The organism is Treponema succinifaciens DSM 2489 (assembly GCF_000195275.1).
GTDB lineage: Bacteria > Spirochaetota > Spirochaetia > Treponematales > Treponemataceae > Treponema_D > Treponema_D succinifaciens.
In genome coordinates, this window is record NC_015386.1 from 18,078 (window position 1) to 41,436 (window position 23,359).

The window sequence follows — 23,359 nt, forward strand, 5'->3', positions numbered from 1 at the left end:
GACATTTTGTCTGAAAAATAACGAATTTTATGCAGCCATCTTGTTGATGATTGCCGAAGGAAAACTTCCTTCCCTGTATACTTCGTCAGGAGTCTTGTAATCCAAGCCCTGATGAATTCTTTCATTGTTGAAGAACCTCACGAATTCTCCAAGCAGTTTTCGGAGTTCTTCTTCGGATCTGTAATCCCGGAGAAAAATCCATTCATATTTCAAAGTACGCCAGGTTCGCTCTACAAAGATGTTGTCCTTGCATCTTCCGATTCCGTCCATGCTGATTTCAACATTGTAGGATTTCAGAAGCCCGATGAACTCTCCGCTGGTATACTGGGAACCGCAGTCCGTGTTGAATACTGCCGGAACCCCGTATTTCTCAAAGGCTTCCCTCACGCATTCCAGGCAGAAATCTGTCCTCATGCTGTCCGAGAGCCGCCAGCTCAGAATCTTCCGGCTGTACAAATCAATCACGGCCGTAAAATACATCATGCCCCATGGAGTCTTGATGTAAGTGATGTCTGTCGCCATTACCTGGTTCGGGAACGCGATGAACTTGTTCCGCAAGAGGTACGGGAACTTTCCGTATGGCGCTTTTCCGCTTCTTGTGGTCTTGAAGACAGGCTTCTGGCCTTTGATTCCAAGTTCCTTGTACAGGTTGCGGATAAACTTTTCTCCAGCCCAGTCGTACCCGAGTCTTTTCAGATGCTTTGACATCTTTTTGTAACCATAGGTACTGTGAGTTGACCACTCATTGATTACAATTTTTGCACGATTGAACCTTGTTTTGTTTTCCCCAGCCTTCTTTTTCTGTCGTTCTGCTTCAAATCTGCGGCGCTCATAGTAAGTTGCCCGTGGAAGTTTCAGTATCCGGCACTGTTCAAGTACAGACAGCCCGACTCCATTTTTTGTCATGCATATCTTTTTGAACAAGCTGCCATGATGCTAGTCCAGATGAAGCTTTTTTTTTAGCAAGTCAACCTCGAGCTGTTTCTTTCCTAATGAGGCGAGCATTTCATCCTGCTTTGCCCGTAGCCTTTCATTCTCTTCACGGAGGGCTTTCTGTTCGTCTGTCTCAAGTTTTCCTTCCAGAAACTGCTCCATCCATTCAGACAGTGTGCTTGGTGCAATGCTGTACTTTGCAGCGACCTCCGCCTCTTTAGCTCTCTTTTTAAGAGCCTCTTTTGCAACTTCGAGTTTGAACTTGTCTGAAAAATCCTTTCTTTTTCTTCCCATGAATTTGTCCTACCTTGACCTTAGCACAAATTCGTTGTTTTTTCTCCTCCGTGTCTAAATCTGAGGCTTATTATATAGTAAATGAAGCGACTGCCATAGATTTATGGAATGGAGGATTGGATAAGATTTTTCCAAAAAAACCATATTTTTACCATCCAATATATTTTATAAATCATATGGAGAGAGCTGGAGTATTCGAATTTAATCCATATAAAGGTCTGTCGTATAAAGATCTTTGCAAAAAAGGAGCCAAGATTAATGAGGTATATAATCGAGATAATCCCGCTGGGAATAAATCAACAAATAAATGTACACTTCCTACAGATTGGACAGTTGTTGATAATCCTGGGTTTACAACAAAACCATCAAATATTGAGAACAAATTTACCGAAGGTAACGCTACTGGATATGGTAAAGTAACAGGTTTGTTCAATGAAGATTACCTTCCTGTTACGAGATTTACAAAGAATAAAATAGAATATCCTTACTCAGTTTATAGGAATTATTATTATCATTTTGGAGTAGATTTTTCAGGAAAAAAGGGAGATCCTATTATAGCCTTAATATATGGTAAAGTTGTTGCAAAATGCTGGATTTCAAGTAATGGACGATGCCTACTTATACAGGGAAAAACATCGAATCATTTATATATGCTCTGCCATCTAAGTTCATATGGTGATAAAATTCAGGTAGGAACTGAAGTGTATCCAGGTATGGTAGTTGCAAAAGTCGGAACATCAGGAGGTGCAAGTGGTTCTTATAGTGAGACAACTTTTAAAGACAGTGCTCATTTACATCTTAGCATTATACAAAGTAAAGCAAATGTAAAAGTTGCAGATGTTCTTACAGCAGAAAAGGATATCAGTATAAAAGGAGGGGGTATGGAAAAACATCGTTCATGGATATCACCTACATATCTAGATCCATTTAATTATAAATATACTGGAGGTTGGATGCAAAATAAAACAGATGATAGTGAACAAAAGAGACTGGAACTAGAAGAAAATTATAGAAAACAATTACAATCGAAAGAAAACGAAGGAGCAAAAAAATGAAAAACAAAGTGATATTTTTTTTATTATTTATTTTTTTTACAGAATTTTCTTTTTCGCAAAATAATGAATTAAATTATGTGATTACAGAAGATACCGTAGAATATTATAGAGAATATGAAAATGTTAAAACAAAAAAAATCCAAAAAGGAACCATACTATCTTTAAATTCTTTATCAAATATATTATATAAAAGTGATTTTTCACAAATAAATTCAGTATTATTAAATAATGAGGCAGAGGAAGATTTTTACATACCCGTATTCTTTGCTAAACCTAAAAATACATCGAATGTATTATCAACAGAATTAATTACACACGATCAAACTAAAAGAGTAAAAAATCTAATTCCAGCTTATTATTTAAAAATTTTAAGAGATGGGAATCTAAGTAAATTAGAGAAATATGAAAAGCATTTTAATATTCGATATGTTGAAAGTGAGAGAGAGACTTTCTCAGCAAATGGAATAACTACAAATCTATCAAATTGTGGAATATATTTTTATTCTGATAATAAGATTGCTTTCAAGAATATTTTGAAGATAGAAGAAAATTTATACGAAATCGAAGGTATTGCAAAGGGAGATTATGATGAACTTGAATACGATTTTGATTGTTTTAGGTGGAGTAGTATTTTAAAAAATACCTTTGATAATGAAGTTGAAAAATTTTACATTAAAATTGATGGCGATTATTTGAGTATTAGCAAATTAAATCAAGATAATTTAATTATAACATTAGTTTATGTTGATAATTCTACAATGACAGAGCTTGATAATCTTTTTAGAAATAAAAAAAGGAACCTTTCAAAAGTAATTTGGCCACGTTATGCAGACGGTTCCTGTGACTATGATGAGAGCAAAAAGACAACTGTAGCAACTCAAACACAAAAAACAACTTCCTCTACAAATGTCTCTAAAAACAAATTAATGACCGTTCGCGAAAACCTAAAGCTCCGTTCAGGTGAAGCTACCTCTACTCAGGTTCTTACAGTAATGTCCGCTGGTACAAAAGTAAAAATCCTTGAACTCGGAAAAACTGAGACAATTGACGGCATTTCTTCAAACTGGGTAAAAGTTGAAGTTCAAAAAGGTGCTAAAGACCGTGAGGGCAAGCCGATTAAACAAGGCACTGTCGGCTGGTGTTATGGTGGATATTTGGAGTAAATGAATGCAAAGCAATCCTTTGACAGAACTATTTCTCCCCTGCGAGCCTGCACGGACAAGGGATTGCAGCAGCGCCGCAAGGCGTACTTTGCTTTGCAAAGTATGGAGCGCGCAAGACGCGGAACTGCGGAAAGCCCGGTTTTTTGCGAAGCAAAAAATGCCCCAGAGTAAAACCCATTCGGAGAGCACGGTGCTCCAGACAAGAACCCATAGGATAGAAATCACCGACAAAGAGGGAAGCGAGGAGATACGGATAGAAAGTGCGGAAGGCCGTATGCGGGTGAGCATAGGGAAGTCCGGCGGGATAAAGGTCGAGAACGAGCTTGGCGGAATAAACATAAAGTGCAGGAATTTCAAATGTGAAGGCGAAGGCGAAATTCACCTTGCGACAAAAAAGACTCTCACAGCTAGGACAGACGATGCCCTGAAGATAAAGGCTGGCGGAAGCCTGAACATCACAAGCGACAAGGCAGTTAATCTCAAGGGCAAGAACATCAAGATGAGCGGTTCTAAGGGCGTTGCGGCAGAAGGCAAGCAGATAGCCGTTCAGGATGACAAGGTAATGGGCTTTGATGTTCATATAATGGTGGTGCCGAGCGGAAGCGGAACTACAACAGTTCCGCTTCCTCATCCTTTTATTGGAAAACTTGCAGATAAGCTTTCTAAAGACGTAAAGATAAAAGACAAGTCTTGTGCTACAAAAGACAGCGTTGCAAAGCATGACGATACTATGCACATGCAGCAGTGGGCAATAGGCTCGTGGTGTAACGCTAAAAAGCAATTCTGATTGTATTTTTCAATGTTATCAAGTGAGCCAATTCCTCTGCCGTGAATGTATATTCTGAGGTGGTAAGGTCGCTTTTTTCCATCAATGCTAGGACTGAAATATTTGAAGGGAAAATCTTTTCTATTACTTCTTTTAGTTCAGCTTCATTTGCAAGGAAATTTTCGTCATACATATTCTGAAAGAGTTTTGCAGAGCTGAAAATTCCGGCACGTTTGTCTGAAACATCGGCAGGTATTGACCTTGTGCTGCTGCTTATAATTCTTGCAGCACCTTTGTCATCTGTAAAGATTGTAAATTTATGGGTAGGCTCTGCGGGTAAGTGGAGCAGGATATATATGCAAATACCAATTAGTTGTTCTCCAAGATTGTCTTTGTGCTGCTTGTTTGAGCGAACAAGAGAAAAAAAACTCTCACATAAATCTTTATCTGTAGGAATTTCGTCATCACTAACAAGGACTTTTAACTCTGCATTATTATTAACCGTTTCCCTTATCGTGGTCGTTGCTTTATTGAAATTCCTGACGGCGTAACGTAATTTTTCGTTTGCTGTAGCAGCAGACTGATAAACATCTGTCAAAAAGCCAAAGACATAGCTTTCATTAAACAGGATGATTCTAATTCCATTTTCTGCCATTGCTTTTAAATACTGTATGACCTGTGAATGTAAATGATGCCTGTCGCCGGCTAGTTCCATAAGAACGCATTTTACAACGGTAACAACCGCATTTTTAGATTTGAGATAGTCATATATTTTAAGCTGGTACTGTGGTGGTAAGGCTGAATGGTGTTGTACCGCACAAGTATCATAAAAAATGACGAGAGCGGCAGATTCTATTTCACTTTTACAAGTCTCAAATTCTGTTATTAAGTGAGGCTCTAGCTCATCAAAATTGTCAGGATTTTCTGAATATAGTGTTGCCATTATTTTCTCGTCTTGACCTTTGAGATTAATATTTTAATATTCTCAAGAGCTTTTTTCAGAGTGCGCTCATTTATATATTCTTTTTCTAAATATTCACGACCTTTATCTTCAACATGCTTAATCAAATATTCAGAGTTATCAATTTTCAAGGCATGTAAGTCTGTTGTATCAAGCCATAGTTCTTCAAATTCGTTCTTAATTGTTTCTGGCTCAATATCCAAATATTGTGGAGTGGAAGATAATAAGCCGAGTTCATAGCAGCGGATATATACCGCCATGAATGGAGCCTTAAAATAATTCATTAAAGATACTATTATTTTCAATTCAGTCTTGGACTTGTTTTCATGAATAGCTTTCAGTTTTGAGAACATTTGCTTAAATTCTATCTCAGGCATAAGCAGATTTCCGGCAAATTCATTGGCTCGCATCTCATTTTCATTTGAATAATAATCCAAATCAATACGCGCTTTATTTAGGGCTTCATCAGCTGGGAAAAAAATATGATAGAGTTCGTGGCATAATGCAAAATTTGTATTCAGTACAGGCATACTTGTATTTATTACGAGATATGAGAGCGAATCCCCTTTATACACAAAAGCACCTATTTCATCATCATGCAACGGAAGTTGTATGGTAAGGTATTTTCTTTGCAAAAGATACGGGCGGACTATTTGAAGTATGTCACGAATGCCGTCTAAATTCGACACTTCTATCTGATTACAGAAATTTGCTATATCCGCACGGATGTCTTTTGAATGAGATTTGCTGTAATTAAGTATGGCTCTGAGACGTTCTGTTGTCATTATTCCTCCAGACACAAAAACGAATCGCGGGCGCTCAGAATAACATCGACATTTTCCATCAGCTCAAGCAGATTATTTGCGATGTTGCTTTGTTTTTTTGTGGGTTCGCCAGCATAAAAAGCAATTCGTGTTGCGGAAGACGGATAATTTGTTTTGATGTTAAAATCTGGGGACAAAAAGTATTGCAGAGTCTTTCCGGCTGCTGTGCTTAAGACCTCCAAGTCTGTCTCTGAAGCGGATTGTTTTCCTGTGAGAATGCGAGATAATTTGTTTTCTTCTATTCCTGACTTTCGGCTTATATAATTCTGCTTAATCTGCATGGTTGTCAGGAACTGATTGTAATTACTGACAAATTTAGACATAGTGTTTCTCCCTGAAATTATAGCGAATCTCAATATATGAGATAACTTATAAGCATATTATAGCATCTCTATTGAGAATCGACAATAAAAACTATTTTTTATTAAAATATGAGAAAAACTCTTGTGGTTTAACAATCGACTAGAAATAATAGAGAATCTGTGATAGTTTAATAAGCATGGAATCATTGCAAAGCTATAAAAGGGCTAATTTTTTCCCAGGATTAAAGGCAACTCCTGCATTTTGGAATGAAATGGAGGACTATCATTTTAATAAAGAAACATTGTATAACAGTTTATTTCATGGGTATGGAATTGTTCCAGAATATCAGCAATCATTACATGTTCAGGCTGAAAAAACTCGTGGTGGTCTTATTACGCTGCTTGTAGGAAGCGGGCTTGCTTTTGACGGATTTGGCCGTCCCATCTTTTTATATAAACCACAGGCTCTTGTCCTTGATCCAAAAAAATTTAAACTTCCTTGTACTGTCTATGTAACAATTTGTTATAATGAGCGAATGGAAGATTTTTATGAAAATCCAGAAAATTATGAATTGCAGGGGTATCAACATAAAGAAGAGAATTCAAAAGTTGAAATCCTGAGCGAAGTTATAGACTATAACTCCTATGTTGAATTGGCTCGTATCAGGCTTGAGGATCCTGATGGAACTGGTATAAACGAAATAAAAAACAATGAGGCATTTTCTAATCCAGGACCGAATGCCATAGATTTTAGATTTGTTCCGTGGATAAATCGTGTTCGGAAAGGTATATCATCTTATTTGTTGAATCACATGATTAATCTTTTTGAATATACGGAATCTTTGGGCAACGCAGGATATGAGGTAATTCAATTAACATCATTAAGAAATCTTCAGTCAGTAGCTATGACTTCAAAGATGATTCTGCAAACAACGGGTGTCTACTTTGATGACCTTATCAATATGATAATTCCTATTTTTAATATGGATCATCAGGTTTTATTTGATATTGATGAATGGGAACGAGAACATGAGTCAGAAGGTAGGTTGTACACCACGAAAGCTGCTTATGAGGAAGCTCGTGTTGCAATGTATGCTCTTGGAGATTTGATAAAGTCTTATACTGGAGCCTATGATGAGATTGATAAAATACTGGATACTCATAATAAGGTTATTGATGGCCTAAAAGCAACGCTTGTTGAAAAAGAAGTGTCAACAAATGACATTAAATTTATCAGTTACAAAATGCCGCGTGTTCTTCTTTTCGAGAACGAAAGATATACTCTGGTTGATTCAATTAATATGGCAAATGAGCAATCTCTTGAATCTCATGAAGTTCGCTTTATTAATTGTAAGCATCCTACGACATCAAATGAAGCGTTCACTTATCCTGATGGGGTTCTTGTCCATGATGCTGTAAAACGATGGATAGGTGGCGAGATGAGATTCCATTTAAAAAATATTGTAAAAGGTCGAAAAACCTTATTAGTTCGTCGGACAGATATTCTGAAAGGAAATTATAGCGTTGATGTGAAATATGAGGACAAAAGCTTAAAGACTCTTGTTATTGACGGCACGGATTCTCAAAACAGATGGCGTAATGTTTTTGTTATTTTTGATGAAGGTGAGATTAACAAATATACTCCTGAACTTTCTTTTGACATTGGGGGCCAGGGGAGAGACAATTCTGGTACAATCTGGGTTTATCAGTTATTATAAAATTGGGGAATAAGAATGGGATATAAATATTGTTCGGAAGGGCATATAATGGATCCATCTTGGAAGTATTGCCCTGTTTGTCTGGCTCCGTTAGCGGGGTGGCTTTTAACTCTCGATAAAGAGGGCAAGGCTCATAAGTTTTATACAATTCATGAAGGAAAGTCTTTTTTAGGAGCGGGGGCTGATTGTGAGCTTCGTGTTCTTGGACAGGGATTAAGTCGTCAACAAGCCTATATTACAATAATTGACGGATTGTGTAATATTGTTGATATGGGAAATGGCGATTGTATGAAGGTAAATGATGTCGAGACAACTCGCTCGTCACTTATTGACGGTGATTTGATTCAATTTGGAGAAGCTGTTTTTAAGATAAAATTGTTATAGGTGTTCTTGTATGAGGTTGTATCGCAGATTTGTCTTTTTGTTTATATTCATATTTTCTTGTGTTCTTGCTATTGAAGCAGAAGAAAAGCAAAACTTAAATGTTAAAATTGAGCAGATTATTTCCAAGGATTACCCAGAAATGACTGCTTATACGGTAATAAAAAACAATAAGGGAGAGCTTATTTCTGGATTAGCTCCCGGGCTTTTTTCATTCAGAATTGATACTGCTGAAATAAAAGTAAAATCAAAGATAGTTCCTTTTTCTATGTCGGATGAGGGCGTTGACTATACGATAATGATTTCAAACAACGGCATTATGGAAGGAGAGCCTTTTGATTTTCAAAAGAATGCCCTGCTGAAATTCGTGGAGTTGATGTCAGACCGAGATACGCTTTCCATTTATACTATTGGAGAGGATGCAGGTGAAGTTGTCCTTGATGTTACGAACAAGACATTTGATTCTGCGGTTATCAATAAAATAGAGTTATCCGAAGGTCAGCCGCGATTGTATGATTCTATTATGAATCTTATTAGGAAGGTTGAGCAGAAAAAAGGAAAGAGAAAAGTTGTCATTATTCTTTCTGATGGTCGAGACCAGAACAGTCGTTTTTCAAAAGACCAGTTGATTGAGACTTTAAGCAACAGCGGACTTCCTGTTTATACGGTTGGAATGAAAGTCCTTTCTAACCAGTCATTAAGCAATCTTGATGAGATTTCTCAGTTAACTGGTGGTACATACTATTATAGTACGCGATTCAAAGATATTCCTGATAATTTAAAAAAAGTTGTTGACTGTATTAAGCAAAGTTATATAGTCAAATTAAAGGTAAAAAATGTAAAAGGTGATGATCAGGCTCATTTATTAGAGATTAAGGTAGAGGAAACTGAGTCAAAGGGTCGAGGCGTTAAGACTTTTATTGCGGTAAAGCATCCGATTCCTCGCTGGTTGCAGTTAGTATTTTTAGCTCTTGCTATTATTCTTTTTGTCGGTGTAATTGTTCTTTTGATTGTTAAGAAAAGCCTAAAAAGGAAAAGTATGGGAATTACTAGGCGAAGATGTCCTGATTGCAGAAGCATTATGAAAGATAATTGGGAAAGCTGCCCATTTTGCAAATATATGCCAGAGCTTGCAAGAAAGAAATCAAAGAAAAATAAGGGAAAGAAATAATTGAATAATATGGTGGTTCCTGGCATATATGTTCAGGAGCAGCAATATAATTTAAATTCTCTAAAGATTGACAATCGGTGTCTGTCTGGTTTTGCAGGTATTACCGAATGTGGTCCTATAAATACTCCTGTAAAAATTAGGAGTTTTGACGAATATCTAAAAGTTTTCGGAGGTTTTGATACTGCCGGTATTCTTCCTTGTTCAATTTATAATTATTTCCGATGTGGTGGAAAAGAATGTGTTGTCGTTAGAATTGCGGATGAAAAAACTGCGGCTTGTGCGAAGTTAAAGATAAAACAGAATCGTGGAAAGATAGAATTTGAGGCTAGTTCTCCTGGACATTGGGGGAATTATATTTCGGCAAGCATTTGGAAAGAAGACGAGAAGTACTTTTCTGTCTCTTTAACATATCAGGCAAAAACTGAAAACTTTATTCATCTTTCATGTGATAAAAATGACGAACGCTATATTGTAACATATATAAATGCTCGCTCTTCATTATGTAAGGTTAAAGTAAAGGGCTTTGCCACTGTGCCAGCTCCTGTATTTATGCGGAACTTTTCGTCAGGAAATGATGGGATTGCCGATTTGAAAGCAGGAAATTATATTGGCTATTATAATGGGCTTAATGATTATGCTGGTATAGGTTGTTTTGAGAGTTTTGATGATATTTCATTAATTGCTGTACCGGATATATGCTGGCTAAAAAAGCCGGAAGATATGCAGTCTGTGCAGATGGCTCTTATTGCACAGGCAGAACGTTTCCCAAATCGATTTGCGATTCTTGATGTTCCTGAGCAATTGGACATCATAGGGGCGGCAAATTGGGTAAAAAGAATGACAAGTTCATTTGCTGCGGCATATTATCCATTTATAGATATTACGGATCCATTGGATAGAACAGGTATTGGAACTATTCGTGTGCCTCCAAGCGGTGCTATTTGTGGGTGTATAGCTGCGACTGACGGCGAAAAAGGTGTTTTTTGTGCTCCGGCCAATTGTTTGATAGATGGAGCTGTAGGTTTATCAAATTCTCTGACAATCGGGGAACAAGAAATATTGTATACATCAAGAATCAATTTCTTAAAATATTTCCCCGGAAGAGGAGTAAAAATTTGGGGTGCGAAAACATTATCTTGTGAAAAAGAATGGGAACAGATAAATGTCAGGAGAACTTTCAGTCGTGTATGCAAGGCACTAAAAGAAGGAACTCGATGGGCTGTCTTTGAGCCAAATGATAAAAATTTGCGAAAAAGGCTTGTAAGGCAAGTTTATGGTTTTTTATTAAATCTTTGGCATGACGGCTATTTTGCCGGAAGCACTCCAGAGCAGGGCTTTTATGTAAGATGCAATGAGGAAATAAATCCTCCTGAAAATATAGACGCTGGAATACTGACTTTTGAAGTAGGATTGGCAATTATCCATCCAGTTGAATTCTTTAAGATTGTACTGACAGCAGAAAAAGATGGAGCAAGCGTATACTTGCAAGAATAGCATAATAAAAAGGAGAATGTTATTATGGCAGACGATGGAAAAATTACTTCATATTTATTCACTGTAGAAATTGATGGAATTGAAACTGCAAGATTCCAGAAATGCGAAGGTCTTGAAGCCGAAACCTATGTCTATGAGGTTGAAGAAGGGGGCTTAAATAATACGACTCACAAGTTTTATGGTCGCACAAGATATCCGAATATTATTTTGGAAAAGGGTATTACAGACAATGATGACCTCTTTAAGTGGTATAAAGAAACATTGCTTGATGACCAGAAAATTGAACGAAAAAATGGTTCAATTATTTTAAAAGATATAGAAAATAATGAGGTAAAGCGTTGGAATTTCTTTAGGGCATTCCCATGCAGATGGATTGGTCCAAGACTGGAAACAAATATGGGTAGCGAATATGCTGTTGAAAGAATTGAAATAACTCATGAAGGTCTGGCACTGGATAGTAACTAATAAAAAAAAAGGGAGTATAGATTATGGCACTGGAAAAAGCGGTTATTAGTAACTTGGATAAAGGCGAAGATATAGCGGTAATGTTTAATCCAAAAGAATATGTTATGGAAAAAAAGACTCCTTGGAGTGAAGTTAATGTTTTTGGAATGGATGCTCCGCCGGTGCAATTTACAATGGGAGAAAGAAAAAGACTGAGCATGGAGCTTTTTTTTGATACTTCGGAAGATAAGACCGATGTTCGCAATTATACTTCCAAAGTTGAGGAGCTTATGCTTGTGAATGCTCAGGAACATAGACCTCCGCTTTTAAGATTTAGCTGGGGAAGTCTCAGTTTTGATTGTGTATTGGAAGACCTTGTTCAGCGTTTTACACTTTTTGATAATAGCGGGCTTCCTCTACGGGCAATTCTTAAAGTTGTATTCAAAGAGTATTCAACAGCAGCGACACAATTATCAAATACAAGGCGTGAATCTGCCGATCATACAAAAAGAATGGCATTAAGAGAAGGTGAGACTCTCAGTTCTATCAGTGCCCGGGAATATAATGACAGCCGAAAATGGCGAGCCATTGCAGATGCTAATAACATTGATGATCCTGAAAATGTTATGCCGGGAACAATAGTAGAACTTCCGCCCCTTTATTAGAATTAAAGGAGATGTAGCCGACGATGTCATCAGAGAACAAAACGCTGACCCCGATATGGATAGTCTATGCGGACGGAGCGAGGCTTCCCTGGAAGTATGAGGGGGCATTGAAGAAAATCAGAGTTTCTGACAGGCTTAGCTCAATCGGAACTGCGAGCCTTGTCTTCGGTATGTCAGCGCTGGACTTTGACAATGACGATGTATTCTCCGAAGGAAGCGAGGTCTCGGTTCATCTGGGCTACAAAGACGATGTCGAGGAAGTTTTCTCAGGCGAGGTAACGGGCTTCGTGCCGCGGTTCGGTGAGTACGGCGCACCCCAGATGGAAGTCCAAATAGAAACAAAACTGCACAGGCTGGACAAAGGCATACGCGCAAAGGCATTTGAAAGCAAGACAACAGCCCAGATTATAAAAGAAATCATCACAAATCATAATCTGAAAGCCGAGGTCGAGGAATTCGGCCCGAAGCACAACTACACGGAGCAAAGGAACATCACTGACTATGACTACATCACTCAGCTCGCCTGCAAGTACGGGAAGGCGGTCTGGTGTCAGGGCAGCACTGTTTATGTAAAAACTGAAATAACGCCGAGCGACGACGACGTAATCCTCGAATGGGGAAAGTCGATAATCAGCGCAAGGGCAAAGACGAGCATGACAAAGCAGCTTTCTGCTGCGACCTGCACGGGCTGGAGCATTATGGACTGCAGGGGCTTTGCGGCGACGGCCACGATGAAGGACATCCCGCTCAAAATCGGGGGCGAATACTCTTGGGAGGACAACTCGAAGGGCTACGACCCGAAGAAAATCGAGCAGATTACCACCGAAGAAATTATCGACGAGGAAGACGCGGCGGCAGTCGCAAAGGCGTACATCCAGAACCGCTCGTTCAAGTTCCAGAGCTGCGACATAAAGACACAGGGGAACTACCGCATAAAGCCGGGCAACCGCCTCACGGTGAAATATATCGCGAAGCAGAGCGACGGCGAGTACCTGATTGAGAGCGTGGAGCACACGCTAGACATGCAGGGCGGATTCATAACGAGATGCCATCTTAAAAGGAACTTCTGCGGAGTAAGCAACAACAGAAGCATAAGCGCAATCGACAGGGAACGGATAGACAGCCATGGCTCAAATGCACAGGAAGAGACCGCAGCATCAACCTCTGCGGGCGGAAACCATGAAGAAACGCAGAACGACACAGAAGAAAGCAACGCAGAAGAAAAGAACCCTTCAATCACAAATCCGCACTGGGAAGATGAAAACGGCAAGACACTTACAAAAGCCCTGGTCGGCGATGAAGTTTTTCTTTGCGCCGATGTAACGGACATTGCAGACGGAGCGACAGCAAAAATAAATATTGTTGAGAAAGACGACGATGGCAACGATGATTTTGTCGCGGAGCTGAGCACGTCTGTACAGGAAGGAAAAATCCGCCGCAAGTGGAAAGTCATATACACAGAGGACACTGACGACACCGAAAGCCAGAAAGAAATGGAAGAAAAAGGCTACACCTTGCCTGAATATGCATTTACTGTTGAATGTGATGGGATTGTTAGCGAGGAAAGCGGAAAGTTGGATGTTATGGGGTGGATAAGAACGAGGATTTTAGACAAGAAAAATAAACGACCTGTAAAAAATATGCCTTATAAAATTTATTATGATGACGGTACGAAAGAAACAGGAACTACAGATGGTGAAGGATATTTAATAAAGTATAATCTCAGAAAAAAATATAAATATATAGAATTGGAGTTTTAATATGACCAAAATAAAAATAAAACCAAAATTAGGAATTGAGGATGAAATTCAAATTGATACTCCTGTGCAGCGATATATTATTATTTCGTGCTTTCGAGGAGGTTCATCAGAGGATATTGGAACTGGATTTATTGATGCGGCAAATACTCTCAGAAAAAAACTTGAGAAAGAACTCGATTCATATAAAGCCAACATTAATATAGAAATTTATAATATAGACAGCATAACAACTTTAGTTGGCATTATAAATAAAGGCAATATAAAGCAGTTGGATATCTTCTCTCATGGAGGTACAGAGCATTTAGTTATAGGCTCTGGAGAAGGTATTGGTAAAAGAGAGCTGTTATATGCATCAGATTTATCAAAATTTAATAAAGATTCATTTTTGAAAGATGCAATCATAACATTTTGGGGATGTAAAACGGCTTCGAATCCTAGTAGGTTTAGAAAGTTTATTGGAAAAAAATGTATAGCTGAAGAATTTGCTAACTATTTTAAGAAATGTAAAGTTGTTGGTTTTACAGGAGGCGCAATTCAGGCTTCTAGTCCAACATCCAAACCTGATATTAATTTTATTCATAAACAAGGTGATGATGTATGGTTTGTGACCTGGGGAACTGTAAAAATATTTTATGAAGACTAGATTAAAAAAAAATATAACTTTTTTACTTTTTAGTATTATCTTTCTTTTTCTCATATTTATGGCTAGAGATGAAATCTTCTGGAAAATTTTAGTTCGGGAAAGAAACTATGATATTGGAAATTACGAACAAACTGGAACTCAATACATGCCATTATCTTGCATGTATTTTTGCAGGGATTCTAAAAATAAATTTTTAATTTCAAAATTTGGAAAAACTAGAAATGTTCAGATTGAGTTTTTAGGCTGTCCTTTATTTGAGGGCGATTTAGCCTGGTGCATTTGGAGCAATAACACTTTGAGCGAAAAAGATTATGAAAATATCATTCAAAAATTTAATATGAATACGGGATTTGGAGTTTTTCAGTACATTTATAAGAATGAAAAACATAAAAAGGATGTTTTAAATTACATCTTTGAGAATTCTCAAATGAGATAGACAGGGAGCGGTCAGAGACTCACAGTATGGAATCAGAGACAAGCATAGCCTCGTCAGCATGCGTAATGTTTGGCGCAACAAATAATAAGTCAAATTTCTGTACAGACTGTGGTAAAAATGTAAAGAAAACGGACTTATCAGAAGGAGTATATTAAGTGAAAAAAAGAATATTGTTATTTATAATATTTTTTTGTACTTTTTGTTTTAGTGGAGAAAATTTAATGAATAAAATACAATTTGAACCGAATGAGTTTAATGCTCTTCCATAATAATTGGAATAATTATATTTGGGATGAAAATGAAAATGCATGCTGCAATAAAATATCTGAAGTCAACAAAATATCAATAAATTTACCATCAAAAATTTACGTAAATAATAATATTGTACAACAGATGCCTGTACCAATTTGTATATCTTATTACATAACTGAAAAACGAATATATAAATACAGTGAAAAAAAATATGAATTGACTTTATATATAAAACAACAGCTTGATGAAAAAAAGACAGAATGGCTTAAGTATCCAGTTGAAAAAAAGGAATTCATTGACTATTCCATGCAAGAAATAACAGCGCTTTCACCAGATTTTGAAGCAGAAGAAAACGAACGGAATATGTTAATAAAACAATATAAATCTCTTTCTGATAGGGAACTTAATGATGGGTATGTTTATGGAGGAAACATAACATTTAATATTTCTGACTATATTAATTTTCCATTAGAACAAGGAAAGTATGAGATATTTATTACAAGAAATAACATTGAAAGTGAGCATAAGATTATACAAGTTATTTATATGTAATAATTAAAGACCAAAATTAAAAACGTAAATCACGTCTGGCGACGGCGAGTATCTTGTCCAGTCAGTGGAGCATGACTTCAGCGCACAGGACGGATACTTCACAACGTGCCATCTTAAAAGGAACTTCTGCGGAGTAAGCAACAACAGAAGCATAAGCGCAATCGACAGGGAGCGGATAGACAGACAGGGTACAAATGCACAGGGAGAGACCGTAGAGGCAACCTCATCAGGCAGCGGAAATCAGGCGGAAACGCAGAACGACACAGAAATCACATCTGCTGAAAAAACTCCAACTATCTCAAACCCGCGCTGGGAAGCTGCAGACGGTCAGACAATCGCAAAAGCACTTGTCGGCGATGAGGTCTACCTTTGTGCCGATGTGACGGACATTGATGAAGGAGCGACCGCGACTATCAGAATCGTAGAGAAGGACGATGACGGCAATGACGATGATTTGGCGACTCTCACCGACAAAGTACAGGACGGAAAAATCCGCTGTGATTGGAAAGTCGTTTATACAGAGGACAATGACGACACCGAAAGCCAGAAAGAAATGGAAGAGAAAGGCTACACTTTGCCTGAATATGCGTTCACGGTTGAGTGCGATGGTGTGAAGAGCGAAGAGTCTGGACAGTTAGATGTCATGGGGTGGATAAAAAAGCAGTTTAAATATAAGAAAACAGGAAAGCCTCTCGCTAACATGAATTTTACAATATATCTTCTAGATGGTTCTGAAATAAATGGGACAACTGATTCCGATGGAATAGTTGATGTAAAAGACTTAAAAATGGGTGAATACTTTATTGTATTTGAGGACTAAATATGGCAAATAAATCAAAAAAAATTACAATAAGTTTAAGAGAAGAACTTATAAAGGAAAGAACATGTATTTGGAATTATACTGCAAAGATTTTACGACAATATGGGCTAAAAAAAAGTACGTCGGCTCAATTAATATTTATAAAGTGGTTAAAAGAAAACAATAAAACCATAATAGAAAATGAGCATATTTTAAAAAATAGACATATAATTACACCATCTTCGAAAAAAGATCTTATATATATTATTGGAATCAATGAACTCCTGTTTAGCCAAAATCCAGAGTTTTTTGATGTTTATCCTGAAATAGAAGAAAATCTAGTAATTATTGGAGCTAATGTATGGAGGGGTGGAAATGCAAAAGGATACGTTCAAGGTATTTTTGGCTTTGATGTTGATTATCGTTCAAAAATGATGTTCGTACATCAAGCGTTAAGAGAAGTTCGAAAGAATAATACAAAAAAATGGACAGTTTTAATTTGTAAAGAGGGGTATACAAAATCCCAGATGCATGCAATTGAAAAAGCCTTTTATGATAAAAATATAATGCGTGACAGTGTATTAAATATTTTAATACTTGACGGAATGCAATCTTCTATAATTGATAAGATGATTAATTATATAAACTATGGTGATTTAGAATTTAATGAATATAACAAGCGAAGAAAATATGTAAAAGTATCACATATTTCTATATATAGTCATGGAATGCCTAAAGGATTCTATTTTTGGTTAGATGAGCATCCTCGTGGAGGTAGTGGAAAATGCTTCGATAATAATAGTATTTCAAAACTAAAAGAAAGTGCGTTTACAAAAAATTCAGAAATTTACAGTTATGCTTGTAGAACAGGAATTGGAAATTCGGATATTGATGAGGAATGGAATTTTAAAGATGACTTGATGGTAGATAAAAGCGTAGCACAAGCATTAGCTAATGCGACAGGCGCAACAGTTTACTCTTATCTTAAACGAACTTCCTATGAAGATACCTTAGTAAAACCTGATGATAGAAATATTGTTGAAAAATGGGCAGAAGCTTCCGATCGAGATAAAGAAAATCCGATTTATAAAAAATTACATGAAATATGGGAAACTGATAATTATAAAGTAGATGGTGATATTTTTTACCCAGAAGGTGCATTTAATCCTGTAAGAGCATATTCTACACCTAAAAACTTACCTGATGAAATGATTGAATACAAAAGAAAATAGAATTTACACGAGGATATACAATGAAAAAGAAAATTTTTTTAGGTATTAATACATTTCTTTTGGTTACCGTTTTAATTAGCCTTTTCTTGCCGATTGATAGCCTTTATATTTATGCAATTAACATTGGATTGGGCATTTTATCATTATTCTTTATTTTTGCAACTTTTTTTATAAAACGGGAAAAGCAGTTTTTATTTTTATTTTTGCTTCAATTTGGGGGGCTTCTTTTTTGTCTTTTATTAATTGGATGTCATTATAGTCCTTATAGAATAGGTTGGAAATTTTATCTGTGCATATTGATTTTTCCAATTTCTTTTTCAGAGTTCAGTTTGGCAAATCAATTAGTATTAAATAAGAGAAAAGTTTTATTATTCTGTTTTATCATTTTACAATCTTTTATTTTTGTTAAATCTTTGTTCTTCACCCAATTCTACGAATTCGAAGGAAATAAAGAATACGGTGAGGATATTCGGAATTTTTCAGAAAATGGGCAATATAAAGTTTTGAATCAGCATAAATTGTTAAATAAAAATCCTGAAAAACTTACTGATGAAGACTACAATGCGATAAGTTCACTAATAAACTCTTCAGATTGGTTAAAAGATAATTATCCAAAGTATTCCAATATATCTGCAAATTCTCTTGATGTAGAATGTATTAAAAAGAACATAAAATACAGTTTTTCTGTGATTCATTTTAACGAGTTTTTCAAAGCTGATTTTTACAAACTTTCTATACCATTAGAAAAAAGGTGGAAGAAAATTTCTGTATATATTCCTAAAGGAGAGTTTTATTTATCTGCAGAAGATTTTCTTACATATGAGAAGTATTACAATATTATTCCAAAAGAAACAAGCTATACTTGTTATAAAGGGCTGGGGTTACCATATAATCAAAAGACATATGAATCTTATATCAATAATTATTTCAATTGATATTATAAACCATTTATAACAAAATGGATTTATGAAGATGATATAAAAGGCGAATTATGAAAAAAAGAATCATATTATATTCAAGTATTCTTGCTGTATTGCTGTTTATAATTTTGATAGTTGGTAATTTTTTCTATAATTTTAATGCATTAGCAGTAGATACAATAGAGTTGCCCCAAAATGATAAAACAGATTCAGAAATACTAAAACTAGGGAAAGCCTTCAAATACACAATTGATGAGTATAATAAAATTCTAACAAGAGAATTGTATTTAGCAAATCCATCTGGTTTTATGAATTGTAAAATTGGCGAATTACTACATATATGTTCGATGAGAGATTTGCTACAAACTTGTTCTATATTTAACTTTGAAATGAGAAAAGCAAATGATGATTTAGTGAATCATTTTATTACTGGAAATGGGGGGGGGGAGTTTACTTCACCAATTTTAACTAATGAAGTAAGGAAAAATAAGTCTACTAAAAATTATGTAAATTTTGCAGTTACTACAATAAAAAAGTATCTAAAAAAGTATAATGGAGACATTTACGAATTAATAAAAGATAATTCAATAAATAATGAATTTCAGATGAATGCAACATTTCCTAAATTTGAAAATCCCTTTACAGGACTAATGATTGCGATTCATGTAACTCATGGAAATAATATTAAAATTACAAATACCAAAATAGAAAATAATGTTTTAAAATGTAAGTTAGAATTTGATATTTTTGATCATTATGGACTAAATAGTGACGATTTAAATTGTTCTAAAATTAAAATAAAATTTAAAGATCTTGCTGGATTTAGGGCATGGTATTATTTACAACATTCTGTAAATTATAAAGGTAAATTCAAACCTTTTATAACACATGCAATTTTTTATGAGGACTTAGAAATAAAATTATGAAAAGAATTTATATATTTATATTGTTTTTAATTTTAATATTATTAACTAGTTGCAAGAAAAAACAAATGCAAATTAAAGAATTGGATTTTTATGATTATATTTATGCAAAAAATACAAGAGTGAAGGGGTATTTAGTTAATAACTCTTCAAAGAATTTATATGACCTTGAAAAATATCTTTATAATTATACAGAAAAAATTCTTTGTAAAGATTTTATTCAAGAATCGGAAGAAAAACTAGATAATCACAATTTAGGTAGTAATGACAAAACAATAGAAATAGATTTTTTCAGAGTATCAAAGGAAATTCCCTGGGAAATTAAAAATGAATATATTCCTCCTTATCACTTGGGGGAAGGAAATCCTTCAGATTGGATTGGAAGGTTTATTTACAGTTTTAATACGAATCAAATATGCTATTACTATGTTTGTACTCGTTCAAATTCATTACTTAAATATGGACAAATAATAAAGCATATTGAGTACAAACAATAAAAAACAATATATATGATTCCTAATTTGATAATGAATAAAAATCTTACTAAAAACAAAAAAGGAGTCTTTTCTTGTGAACTTGTTTTTGATTTTTACGATCACTTTGGATTGGATTCAGGAGATCTTATCTCTTTTGATAATACTCCTCTTAGGACGGGATTTCAAGGATGGTATATTTTGCAACATTTAAGTGAATGCAATACAGGTTGTAAAGCGTTTGTAAATCATGCAACTTATGAAAAAAAATTGGAGCTTAAAATTGAATAATAAAAAAATAAAGCCAATTTTGTTTATTATTTTTAGCATTATCCTTACATTGTTTTTTGGTATTATAAGACTGTGGATTATTTTGGCAAGACCTGATATTACTTACAGGGGAAGTAAAATTGTGCCTCAAGGAGATATAATATATTTAAACAAAATAAACATAAGGTATTTACATCAAGATATTATCTATAAAAATAGTAATACTTGTTGGAAGCATTATATTATAAAAAAGAATCATCTTTCAAAAGAAAATTTAAAAAATCAATTATTTGACTATTGTAAAGCTTATTATGAAAGTAATAAAAATTACAATGAGATTGTATTTTATTTTTATCAAGAGTCACTAAGCTAAGCCCTTTGTCCAGACATTTTGTCTGAAAAATAACGAATTTTATGCAGCCATCTTGTTGATGATTGCCGAAGGAAAACTTCCTTCCCTGTATACTTCGTCAGGAGTCTTGTAATCCAAGCCCTGATGAATTCTTTCATTGTTGAAGAACCTCACGAATTCTCCAAGCAGTTTTCGGAGTTCTTCTTCGGATCTGTAATCCCGGAGAAAAATCCATTCATATTTCAAAGTACGCCAGGTTCGCTCTACAAAGATGTTGTCCTTGCATCTTCCGATTCCGTCCATGCTGATTTCAACATTGTAGGATTTCAGAAGCCCGATGAACTCTCCGCTGGTATACTGGGAACCGCAGTCCGTGTTGAATACTGCCGGAACCCCGTATTTCTCAAAGGCTTCCCTCACGCATTCCAGGCAGAAATCTGTCCTCATGCTGTCCGAGAGCCGCCAGCTCAGAATCTTCCGGCTGTACAAATCAATCACGGCCGTAAAATACATCATGCCCCATGGAGTCTTGATGTAAGTGATGTCTGTCGCCATTACCTGGTTCGGGAACGCGATGAACTTGTTCCGCAAGAGGTACGGGAACTTTCCGTATGGCGCTTTTCCGCTTCTTGTGGTCTTGAAGACAGGCTTCTGGCCTTTGATTCCAAGTTCCTTGTACAGGTTGCGGATAAACTTTTCTCCAGCCCAGTCGTACCCGAGTCTTTTCAGATGCTTTGACATCTTTTTGTAACCATAGGTACTGTGAGTTGACCACTCATTGATTACAATTTTTGCACGATTGAGCCTTGTTTTGTTTTCCCCAGCCTTCTTTTTCTGTCGTTCTGCTTCAAATCTGCGGCGCTCATAGTAAGTTGCCCGTGGAAGTTTCAGTATCCGGCACTGTTCAAGTACAGACAGCCCGACTCCATTTTTGTCATGCATATCTTTTTGAACAAGCTGCCATGATGCTAGTCCAGATGAAGCTTTTTTTTTAGCAAGTCAACCTCGAGCTGTTTCTTTCCTAATGAGGCGAGCATTTCATCCTGCTTTGCCCGTAGCCTTTCATTCTCTTCACGGAGGGCTTTCTGTTCGTCTGTCTCAAGTTTTCCTTCCAGAAACTGCTCCATCCATTCAGACAGTGTGCTTGGTGCAATGCTGTACTTTGCAGCGACCTCCGCCTCTTTAGCTCTCTTTTTAAGAGCCTCTTTTGCGACTTCGAGTTTGAACTTGTCTGAAAAATCCTTTCTTTTTCTTCCCATGAATTTGTCCTACCTTGACCTTAGCACAAATTCGTTGTTTTTTCTCCTCCGTGTCTAAATCTGAGGCTTATTATACACCTACGATTCCTTGGTTTTGGAATAATAGTGGTTATTTCCCAGATTTAGAAATGAATTCTGAATATTGCATATTTGCTTTTTATGTTAACGATGATGGTATAAAAATCAGCGATTGATACCTCAAAGATCTACTGCTTTATAGAATTTTTACAAGATACAAAATATTCTTTCCAGCCCTGCCATAAATCCTTCGTGATACATCGTGTACCTGCCTGACTTCGAGGAAATCCGGCGATGTACACGATGTATCTCGCTTTCTCCGTTCCGAATCACGGAAATACATGATGTATCGTATCCGTCAATTCTAGCCTTGCTTAGCTAAATCCATCCATTCACCACGGAACTGGAACGATGTGATTTCTATGTTCCATGGGCGAACTTGTAAAGCATAGAATGAATGAAAAGAATTTATCTATTTCTCAAATTTTGTATCACAGGCTAAGTGGTTTTGATGCTCTTAAGAAAAAAACAAATAGATTCAAACAAGGCATATCCATCATAAAATACCAGCAAAAAACTGGTGAAATAAAGAAAGATATTGCAATGAGATATTCGATTGCTGGTGTTATACACGGATTACTAAGTGATGAGAATATTTCAAAAGATGCTATGTTCTGGAGTCATGGAATTGAGAAGGAAGATTCTTATGAAAAAACAATTTCATTTGGAACTTGTGATTTTTGGAAATTGACAGATAAATGGGTAAAGGAGCATAATAATCAAAGATGACCATAAACAAAAAGAAAATAGCAGTTTTTTTACTTTTACTGATTTCTAAGGTCTTTGCAAATGAACTTTATAATGACAATAAAACATCTTTATCTGTAGAAGAACTTTCAAAAGGTGAATTTGAAATTGTTTATAGTTATAGCAATGAACGATTAGAATTACACGAAATAAGTCCGACAGGTTATAATTCCTATTGGATTTCAGATGATATTTTAAGACTCGATTTTGGAAGCCCTTTTGCTCCCGATGTTCGTTCGTACTTTTTTTCAAAAAAATTAAAAAAAATTTCAAAACGGAAAGACTTTGCAACAGCAATTGTTGATTTAGAAAATTATAAAGTTTTATGTGCAGATATAGAAATTATATAGAAGATTTTTTTTCCGATAACAAAAGAATTGTGTCATTACCAATAAATGCATATGTAAGTGCTTGTAAATTTTTTATTGTTGATGATAAATCTTTTTTCAAGAATAATAATTTAACACTTTTCTATCTTGCAAAAGATGAGTC

General features: G+C 35.8%; 30 protein-coding genes. 23 read left to right on the forward strand and 7 right to left on the reverse strand.

Annotated elements, in window-relative coordinates:
• Positions 1-27 precede the first annotated feature (27 nt).
• The gene (locus TRESU_RS13180; protein WP_013702690.1) at positions 28-906 is read right to left on the reverse strand and encodes an IS3 family transposase; all 879 of its coding nucleotides are present in this window, start codon (positions 904-906) and stop codon (positions 28-30) included.
• A 30-nt stretch (positions 907-936) separates the two neighbouring features.
• Entirely contained in the window at positions 937-1,227 is a 291-nt protein-coding gene (locus tag TRESU_RS15695; protein ID WP_013702691.1) for a transposase, read from the reverse strand.
• A 50-nt stretch (positions 1,228-1,277) separates the two neighbouring features.
• Between TRESU_RS15695 and TRESU_RS13190 the strand changes: the two genes are divergently transcribed.
• Genes TRESU_RS13190 through TRESU_RS15005 form a run of 4 tightly spaced genes read left to right on the forward strand, consistent with a single transcriptional unit; the run spans position 1,278 to position 4,232 of the window.
• Positions 1,278-2,282 carry a M23 family metallopeptidase gene (locus TRESU_RS13190; protein ID WP_013702692.1) on the forward strand — a complete coding sequence of 335 codons (1,005 nt, stop codon included), beginning with the start codon at positions 1,278-1,280 and terminating at the stop codon, positions 2,280-2,282.
• The gene (locus TRESU_RS14470) at positions 2,279-3,445 is read left to right on the forward strand and encodes an SH3 domain-containing protein (protein ID WP_013702693.1); all 1,167 of its coding nucleotides are present in this window, start codon (positions 2,279-2,281) and stop codon (positions 3,443-3,445) included. The genes TRESU_RS13190 and TRESU_RS14470 overlap by 4 nt, the downstream gene beginning before the upstream one ends.
• Positions 3,446-3,616 carry a hypothetical protein gene (locus TRESU_RS15240; RefSeq protein ID WP_169309779.1) on the forward strand — a complete coding sequence of 57 codons (171 nt, stop codon included), beginning with the start codon at positions 3,446-3,448 and terminating at the stop codon, positions 3,614-3,616.
• Positions 3,617-3,635: 19 nt separating this feature from the next.
• The gene (locus tag TRESU_RS15005; RefSeq protein ID WP_052299634.1) at positions 3,636-4,232 is read left to right on the forward strand and encodes a PAAR domain-containing protein; all 597 of its coding nucleotides are present in this window, start codon (positions 3,636-3,638) and stop codon (positions 4,230-4,232) included.
• On the opposite strand, the gene TRESU_RS13205 is transcribed toward TRESU_RS15005, so the two are convergent.
• Genes TRESU_RS13205 through TRESU_RS13215 form a run of 3 tightly spaced genes read right to left on the reverse strand, consistent with a single transcriptional unit; the run spans position 4,216 to position 6,319 of the window.
• Positions 4,216-5,154: a hypothetical protein gene (locus tag TRESU_RS13205; protein ID WP_013702695.1), complete on the reverse strand. Its 939-nt coding sequence runs from the start codon at positions 5,152-5,154 to the stop codon at positions 4,216-4,218. The genes TRESU_RS15005 and TRESU_RS13205 overlap by 17 nt on opposite strands.
• Positions 5,154-5,957: an ImmA/IrrE family metallo-endopeptidase gene (locus tag TRESU_RS13210; RefSeq protein ID WP_013702696.1), complete on the reverse strand. Its 804-nt coding sequence runs from the start codon at positions 5,955-5,957 to the stop codon at positions 5,154-5,156. The genes TRESU_RS13205 and TRESU_RS13210 overlap by 1 nt, the downstream gene beginning before the upstream one ends.
• Positions 5,957-6,319 (reverse strand): HTH domain-containing protein, encoded by a 363-nt coding sequence (locus tag TRESU_RS13215; RefSeq protein WP_013702697.1) that lies wholly within the window; start codon positions 6,317-6,319, stop codon positions 5,957-5,959. Before TRESU_RS13215 ends, TRESU_RS13210 begins: the two co-directional genes overlap by 1 nt.
• Before the next feature lie 176 nt (positions 6,320-6,495).
• Between TRESU_RS13215 and TRESU_RS13220 the strand changes: the two genes are divergently transcribed.
• The 17 genes from TRESU_RS13220 (at position 6,496) to TRESU_RS13300 (ending at position 20,804) form a co-directional block, all read left to right on the forward strand.
• Entirely contained in the window at positions 6,496-8,016 is a 1,521-nt protein-coding gene (locus tag TRESU_RS13220) for a hypothetical protein (protein WP_013702698.1), read from the forward strand.
• 15 nt (positions 8,017-8,031) lie between these two features.
• Positions 8,032-8,400 carry an FHA domain-containing protein gene (locus TRESU_RS13225; protein ID WP_013702699.1) on the forward strand — a complete coding sequence of 123 codons (369 nt, stop codon included), beginning with the start codon at positions 8,032-8,034 and terminating at the stop codon, positions 8,398-8,400.
• A 10-nt stretch (positions 8,401-8,410) separates the two neighbouring features.
• Positions 8,411-9,568, forward strand: a complete 1,158-nt coding sequence (locus TRESU_RS13230; protein WP_013702700.1) for a vWA domain-containing protein — start codon at positions 8,411-8,413, stop codon at positions 9,566-9,568.
• A 9-nt stretch (positions 9,569-9,577) separates the two neighbouring features.
• Positions 9,578-11,062: a phage tail sheath family protein gene (locus TRESU_RS13235; RefSeq protein WP_013702701.1), complete on the forward strand. Its 1,485-nt coding sequence runs from the start codon at positions 9,578-9,580 to the stop codon at positions 11,060-11,062.
• A 24-nt stretch (positions 11,063-11,086) separates the two neighbouring features.
• Entirely contained in the window at positions 11,087-11,527 is a 441-nt protein-coding gene (locus TRESU_RS13240; RefSeq protein WP_013702702.1) for a phage tail protein, read from the forward strand.
• A 23-nt stretch (positions 11,528-11,550) separates the two neighbouring features.
• Complete coding sequence (locus TRESU_RS13245; RefSeq protein WP_013702703.1) at positions 11,551-12,171, forward strand: CIS tube protein; 621 nt, start codon at positions 11,551-11,553, stop codon at positions 12,169-12,171.
• Between the two features lie 23 nt (positions 12,172-12,194).
• Entirely contained in the window at positions 12,195-13,931 is a 1,737-nt protein-coding gene (locus tag TRESU_RS13250) for a phage late control D family protein (protein ID WP_013702704.1), read from the forward strand.
• Between the two features lies 1 nt (position 13,932).
• On the forward strand, positions 13,933-14,574 hold the full coding sequence (locus TRESU_RS13255; RefSeq protein ID WP_013702705.1) for a DUF4347 domain-containing protein: 642 nt from the start codon (positions 13,933-13,935) through the stop codon (positions 14,572-14,574).
• A gap of 58 nt (positions 14,575-14,632) precedes the next feature.
• Positions 14,633-15,010 carry a hypothetical protein gene (locus tag TRESU_RS13260; RefSeq protein ID WP_013702706.1) on the forward strand — a complete coding sequence of 126 codons (378 nt, stop codon included), beginning with the start codon at positions 14,633-14,635 and terminating at the stop codon, positions 15,008-15,010.
• 246 nt (positions 15,011-15,256) lie between these two features.
• Positions 15,257-15,814, forward strand: coding sequence for a hypothetical protein (locus tag TRESU_RS13265; protein ID WP_041612503.1), 558 nt, complete (start codon positions 15,257-15,259; stop codon positions 15,812-15,814).
• 64 nt (positions 15,815-15,878) lie between these two features.
• Entirely contained in the window at positions 15,879-16,634 is a 756-nt protein-coding gene (locus TRESU_RS13270; RefSeq protein ID WP_013702708.1) for a prealbumin-like fold domain-containing protein, read from the forward strand.
• 2 nt (positions 16,635-16,636) lie between these two features.
• On the forward strand, positions 16,637-17,845 hold the full coding sequence (locus tag TRESU_RS13275) for a hypothetical protein (RefSeq protein WP_013702709.1): 1,209 nt from the start codon (positions 16,637-16,639) through the stop codon (positions 17,843-17,845).
• A gap of 20 nt (positions 17,846-17,865) precedes the next feature.
• A complete protein-coding gene (locus TRESU_RS13280) occupies positions 17,866-18,780 on the forward strand; it encodes a hypothetical protein (RefSeq protein WP_013702710.1) in 915 nt (304 codons plus the stop codon).
• Between the two features lie 56 nt (positions 18,781-18,836).
• Positions 18,837-19,691, forward strand: a complete 855-nt coding sequence (locus TRESU_RS13285; protein ID WP_013702711.1) for a DUF3289 family protein — start codon at positions 18,837-18,839, stop codon at positions 19,689-19,691.
• Positions 19,688-20,185 carry a hypothetical protein gene (locus tag TRESU_RS13290; RefSeq protein WP_013702712.1) on the forward strand — a complete coding sequence of 166 codons (498 nt, stop codon included), beginning with the start codon at positions 19,688-19,690 and terminating at the stop codon, positions 20,183-20,185. Before TRESU_RS13285 ends, TRESU_RS13290 begins: the two co-directional genes overlap by 4 nt.
• Positions 20,186-20,215: 30 nt before the next feature.
• Positions 20,216-20,452, forward strand: a complete 237-nt coding sequence (locus tag TRESU_RS13295) for a hypothetical protein (RefSeq protein WP_169309780.1) — start codon at positions 20,216-20,218, stop codon at positions 20,450-20,452.
• Positions 20,445-20,804: a hypothetical protein gene (locus TRESU_RS13300; protein WP_013702714.1), complete on the forward strand. Its 360-nt coding sequence runs from the start codon at positions 20,445-20,447 to the stop codon at positions 20,802-20,804. Before TRESU_RS13295 ends, TRESU_RS13300 begins: the two co-directional genes overlap by 8 nt.
• A gap of 39 nt (positions 20,805-20,843) precedes the next feature.
• Here the strand turns inward: TRESU_RS13300 and TRESU_RS13305 are convergent, their stop codons facing one another.
• Positions 20,844-21,725 (reverse strand): IS3 family transposase, encoded by an 882-nt coding sequence (locus TRESU_RS13305; RefSeq protein ID WP_013702715.1) that lies wholly within the window; start codon positions 21,723-21,725, stop codon positions 20,844-20,846.
• Between the two features lie 26 nt (positions 21,726-21,751).
• A complete protein-coding gene (locus TRESU_RS15700; RefSeq protein WP_013702691.1) occupies positions 21,752-22,042 on the reverse strand; it encodes a transposase in 291 nt (96 codons plus the stop codon).
• 471 nt (positions 22,043-22,513) lie between these two features.
• Here TRESU_RS15700 and TRESU_RS13315 point away from each other — a divergent pair, with 471 nt between their 5' ends.
• The gene (locus TRESU_RS13315) at positions 22,514-22,849 is read left to right on the forward strand and encodes a hypothetical protein (RefSeq protein WP_148228347.1); all 336 of its coding nucleotides are present in this window, start codon (positions 22,514-22,516) and stop codon (positions 22,847-22,849) included.
• Complete coding sequence (locus tag TRESU_RS13320; protein WP_013702717.1) at positions 22,846-23,217, forward strand: hypothetical protein; 372 nt, start codon at positions 22,846-22,848, stop codon at positions 23,215-23,217. Before TRESU_RS13315 ends, TRESU_RS13320 begins: the two co-directional genes overlap by 4 nt.
• Positions 23,218-23,359 lie beyond the last annotated feature (142 nt).